General features: G+C 60.3%; 3 protein-coding genes. 1 reads left to right on the top strand and 2 read right to left on the bottom strand.

What is annotated here, in order from left to right:
* On the bottom strand, positions 1-609 hold a 609-nt coding region (locus tag AC3B8H_RS17915; RefSeq protein WP_488442908.1), incomplete at its 3' end, for an arginase family protein.
* Positions 610-657: 48 nt separating this feature from the next.
* Positions 658-3,924, bottom strand: a complete 3,267-nt coding sequence (locus AC3B8H_RS17910) for a bifunctional diguanylate cyclase/phosphodiesterase (RefSeq protein ID WP_488442907.1) — start codon at positions 3,922-3,924, stop codon at positions 658-660.
* A 393-nt stretch (positions 3,925-4,317) separates the two neighbouring features.
* On the opposite strand from AC3B8H_RS17910, the gene AC3B8H_RS17905 reads away from it, so the two are divergent.
* A complete protein-coding gene (locus AC3B8H_RS17905) occupies positions 4,318-5,394 on the top strand; it encodes a phosphotransferase (protein WP_488442906.1) in 1,077 nt (358 codons plus the stop codon).
* Positions 5,395-5,512: the final 118 nt, after the last annotated feature.

Genomic DNA, 5,512 nt, shown 5'->3' with positions numbered 1-5,512 from the left:
CGACGCCGCTTTCCTTCGCCAGCCCGCCGCCAGGATAATGCGGCCACTGATGGCTGGATGCGTACAGCACTTGCGGTTGCGCGTAAACGCTGCTTGCGTCCCGTTGCCGTGATGCACGTCGAAATCGACGATGGCGATGCGGGCCAGCCGGTAGCGCGTTCTGGCGTATTCGGCGGCGATCGCGATATTGTTGAACAGGCAAAACCCCATCGGGTAGTCCGGCATCGCATGGTGACCGGGTGGGCGGACCGCGCAAAAAGCGTTATCCGCTTCACCGTTCATCACCTGATCGACGGCGTCACACACCGCGCCGACCGCCCTAAATGCCGCTAGGCGCGATCCGGGCGACCCGACCGTGTCGGCGTCGAACCTTACCAGCCCCGCCACTGGCAAGGCTTCCACGACCCTGGCAATCATGGCCTTGCCGTGGATCAGAGCCAATTTTTGTTCGATGTCGTTCGGTAGCGGCGCCGCCACGCGCACCAGCTTGGCGAAGTCCACCGACGACAGCGCGGTATCGATCGCTCGCAGACGCGCCGCCGTTTCCGGGTGGGCGGTGCCGGTGTCGTGGTTCAAGCAATCGGCGTGGCTGTAATAAAGTGTCGTCATGGCAATACCTGCTTAGACTTCGTGGTGGCCGGTAGCCGTTGCCGCGACTCAATCGCCGGGCGGCGCCGGTTCGGCATGAGCACGCAACCAATCCGTGAAGGCCTCGGCCGGGAGCGGCTTGCTGAACAGATAGCCTTGCATTTCGTCGCAGCCCTGTTGGCGCAGATAGTCCAATTGTTCGACCGTTTCGACGCCTTCGGCGATGGTTTTCAGGCCCAGACTCTTCGCCAGGCTGATGACTGCCGCGACGATGGCTTTATCTTCCTGGTCGCTGGTCAGGTCGCGGACGAAGGATTGGTCTATTTTCAATTTGTAAACCTTGAATTTCTTTAAATAGCTCAGCGACGAATAGCCGGTTCCGAAATCGTCTATCGACATCCTGATACCGCGCTCGTGCAATTGTGCCATCATGGCGATGACGCCTTGCGGATGGTGCATCGCCACGCCCTCGGTCAATTCCAGCTCCAGATATTCGGCCGGCAGGCCGACTTCATCCAGAATGTTCGCGACCAAAAAGGGCAGTTCGGGCTGCCTGAACTGAGCGGCGGATACATTCACCGCCATGATGAACGGCGGGAAGCCGGCTTGGCGCCAACTTTCGGCCTGGCGGGCGGCGGTACGGATCACCCATTCGCCTATGCTCAGGATCAAGCCGCTCTCTTCGGCCAACGGAATGAATTCGGCCGGTGACACCAAACCCATCTCCGGATTTCGCCAGCGCAATAGCGCTTCGGCGCCGATAATCCGCCGGCTGCCGGCGGCGATCTGCGGCTGATAGTGCAAAATCAATTCGTCGCGCTCCAACGCCGAGCGCAAGGCCGTCAACAGTCGCAGATTCCGGGCCGAACTGGCCTGCATTTCCGGCGTGAAGAATCGGGCGCCGTGGCGGCCTTCCTGTTTGGCCCGGTACATCGCGGTATCGGCGCAACGCGACAGCGATTCCAGATCGTCGCCGTCGCCGGGATAAATGGCGATGCCGATTGAGGCGGTCAACGTTAAATCGTACTGCTCGATCCGGTATGCGGCGGCGATGGTATCCAGCAATTTCTGCGCGACCCAGCCCGCGCCGATGGCATCGGTGCCCGGCAACAGGAAGATGAACTCGTCGCCGCCCAGGCGAGTGATGGTATCTTCGTCTCGCAATACCTGTTTCAGACGGCCGGCCAATTCAATCAGCAACGCATCGCCAATCGTGTGGCCCAGGGTGTCGTTGATGTCCTTGAAATGGTCCAGATCGAGGAACATCAAGGCTAGATGGCCGTTAGTGCGTTTCGCGATGCTGATCGCCAGCTTCAGATGTTCGTTAAGCCTGGCCCGGTTCGGCAAGCCGGTCAACGGATCGAAATTGGCCAGGAAGTAAATGTCGTCTTCGGCTTTTTTACGCTCAATCGCCAGCGTCACGAAGTCCGCCGCCATTTGCAGCAGTTGTAAATGATAGCGGTCGGGCTCGGCGGGGTAGTTGCGATAGATTGCAAAGGTACCCAATACCCGGTGGCCGTTGGCGACGATGGGTTCCGACCAGCAGCAGCCCAGGTCGGCGCGGCGGGCGAGGTCACGGTAAGCGCTCCAGTAGGGATGGGTTTGAATGTCGGCAACGATGGTGCGTTGGCCGGTGTAGGCGGTATTGCCGCAAGCGCCGACGCCGGCGCCGATGTGCAAGCCGTCGACCGCCTGATTATAAAATTCCGGTAAATTGGGCGCGGCCGCCAGCCGCAATTGTTGAGTGGCTGCGTCCAGTAGCAATACCGAGCAGCGGCTGTCGGCAATCATCGACTCGAGTTTGGTGACGACATTGATCAAAATCGCCGACAGCGGCGCGCCGCTATTCAAGCACTCCAACATAAAGGCGCGAAACTGCTCCGCTTGCTGGTTGCGACGGCGTTCCTCCTCGCGGTCGAAACCCATCAGCGCATAGTCGATATCCATCGCCATTTCCAGCAGCAGGTTCCGGGCGTCGTCGTCGAAGGCGCCCAGCTGGCCGGAATACAGATTAAAACTGCCGATTACCCGGCCGTCGCGGTGTAGCGGTAACGCGGCGGATGCTTGGACGTAGCACTCCGTGGCTCGATCGCGCCAGGCCGCGGTATTTGGGTCGTTTTGAAAATCCTGACACCAGTACGGGCGATCCGCGCGAATCGCGATTCCGGTCGGCCCGCGCCCGCTCGGCAGATCCGGATCGATGCTGATGACAAGCTGGTTCAGATAATCCATGCTGTCGCCGTAACCGGCAACCGGTTTGACGGTTCGGGTGGATTCGTCCACCAAACCGATCCAGGCCATCGTCATGCCGCCGAACAACACCGCGTCGCGGCAGATGATCGGAAACAATTCTTCCTGATTGGTACAGCGTACGATGGCCTGATTGCACTGGCTCAGTGCCGCGTAAAGCTGCGTCAGCCGACGGTTGCGCATTTCCGCTTGAAGTTGCTCGGCTTCCAGGCTGGCTAGCCGATACTGCATTTCGGCCAGCCAGGCAATCACGCTGTCATCCTGCTTGGCGCTCAGCGGAATCGCGGTTCGAAAGTCGCCGCCGCCGATACGAACCATGTGGCTGTGCAGTTCTTCCACCGAAACGCCCAGCGCGCGCTGCAGATTGCGGAGCGCGAATAGCAAGGTCAGCACCTGCAGCGCGGCCAACCCGATCAAACCCATCCGCATCGTCATCGCGGTCGAAATCGCCTCGTTCACGGTCTGTTGGGTGCGGGTTTCGACCTTTTGGTAGGCCGAGCCGATCGGTTCCATGATCGCCGCCTTGGCTTGGTGGTAGGCCGCATCGTGCACCATTTGGCTGGCTTGCATGCGAGTCGGGTCCGCGACCGGCTCCGCCTGATCGACCAGAGCCATCGCGGACCGCTCGATGACGGTCAATGCGTCGGAGCGGGTCTTGGCCAGAACCAGATCGGCCATTTCGGTGTCGCTGAAGCCGGCCGCGCGCATCAAGTCCAGCAACGGCGCGCTTCGGTCTTCGTAGGGACGCGGTCGGCGATCGTCGGCCAAGACCAAGTCCCAATAGACATTTTGATAGGCGATCGGTCTTGGCGCCTTACCGTCGCGAATATCCAGAATTTCTTGATAATGCTGTTTGTAAATCGGATTGCCGGTCACCACGTAGCTGCGCGCCATGTGGGTCAGATCGTCCGAGGATTGGCGCAATTCTTCCGCCAGTAATACCGATTGAATGCGGATGTCGTTGGCTTGGTCTATTGCTTTCTCCGAACGGACGTACAGCGCGAACATCGTGGTAAAGCCGACGAAAACCGCCGAGGTCAACCACAGGCTGGTGGTGAAGCCGGGCGAGCGCAAAGCCTTAACCACGTCGGCCGGTCCCGCTGGCTCGACAGGCGGCCGTCAATTCGGCGCCGAACAAGCCAAGCCACGCTGGCGCAAGGGCAAATGAGGGAATAGGCAATTTGATACCGGAGGTGATGAAAAAAAACGGTTCCGTAAACATTCCAGATTCTAACAAAAGTTGTCGATCGAAATGACGAATCGCATTTGGCTGCGCCCACTGGCGGTTGTAACTTACCATTCCAATAGTAAAATGCGCCGCTTTTGTTAAGAAATGTTAGGTGGCGTCGGTCTAACTCGGCAGCGCCTGGCGGCGGGCGGCAACGCAATTTTCATTCGACAGGCGACGATGAAACCATTTTTCTTAGACGGCCGATCCGAAGCGGCTAAGCGGCGCCGGCCGGCGCGACAGGGGGCGAGGTGAGCACGCGGCCCAATATAGTCCTGGCCAAGCCCGAACATCTGTCCCGGCAATGGGCGCAGCGGATTGTGGATCAACACGTGTCGGCGGCCAGCGTCGCCGACGTCAGCGTCGATTCGGTCAACGTCGGCACCTCGACGCGCTGGCGGATTACTGTGCAACACGATGCCCAAGCGGAGATGCCGACGCGCTGGTTTATCAAAACGCCGTCGCTGGCTTGGCGTTCTCGGCTGATCACCGCGTTGCCGCGCCTGTTGCATAAGGAAGTCAGTTTTTATAAATCCCTGGCGCCGGCCTTACCGGTGAGATTGCCGAAAATCCTGGCCGCCCAGACCCGCTGGGGCGGCAGTACGCTGGTGATGGCGGATCTGGCCGAGTTCGGCCACCGGGCCGGCCAATCCGGTGAAGCTTTGACGGCGGAGCAGGCCGCCCAGGTCGTCGACAACCTGGCGCGTTTTCACGGGCGATTTTGGGGCAACGCCCATTTGCTGCGGGAACACCGCTGGCTAAACGGCTTCAGCCAGCAAATCGAGCATCAAATGGGTACTGTCCTGGCGGTACCGCTGATGAAGCGAGGCCTGCGGCGGGCCGGCGGCTTGGTGCCAAGCCGTTTGCACGGTACTGCGTTGAAATATGCCCGTAACCGCCGCCGAATCACCCAATCGCTGAGCAGCGGCACCAAAACCCTGATTCACCATGATTGTCATCCCGGCAACTTGTTCTGGACCACCTCGGGTCCGGGGTTCCTCGACTGGCAGTTGGTCAGGGCCGGCGAAGGGATAGGCGATCTGGCTTATTTTATGGCGACCGCGCTGACTCCCGAAGTCCGGCGCGCTCACGAACCGCAATTGTTGCAGCGCTATCTGGGCGCGTTGTCCGAACAAGGTGTCGACCAGCTCGACGAATCGGGCTTGCTGCGCCGCTATCGCGCCCATTTACTTTACCCGTTCGAAGCGATGGTCGTGACCTTGGCAATCGGCGGCCTGATGGAAGCCGAGCCCAATCTGGAAATGATCCGCCGCGCGTCCGCCGCCATCGACGATCACGACAGTTACGCCGCGCTGGATTTGCGTTAAGCGGAGTCCGGCGCAAGCCGTTTGACTTCGCTGACGACTCGGCCGCTCGCCAGACGGGTGTCCAGCCAATCGCCGACCGCCAATTCGGCTACCGACTTGACGATCGCGGTTTCGCCCT

Source organism: Methylomonas sp. BG-2 (assembly GCF_057766305.1).
This window is presented reverse-complemented; position numbering and strand designations above follow the sequence as displayed.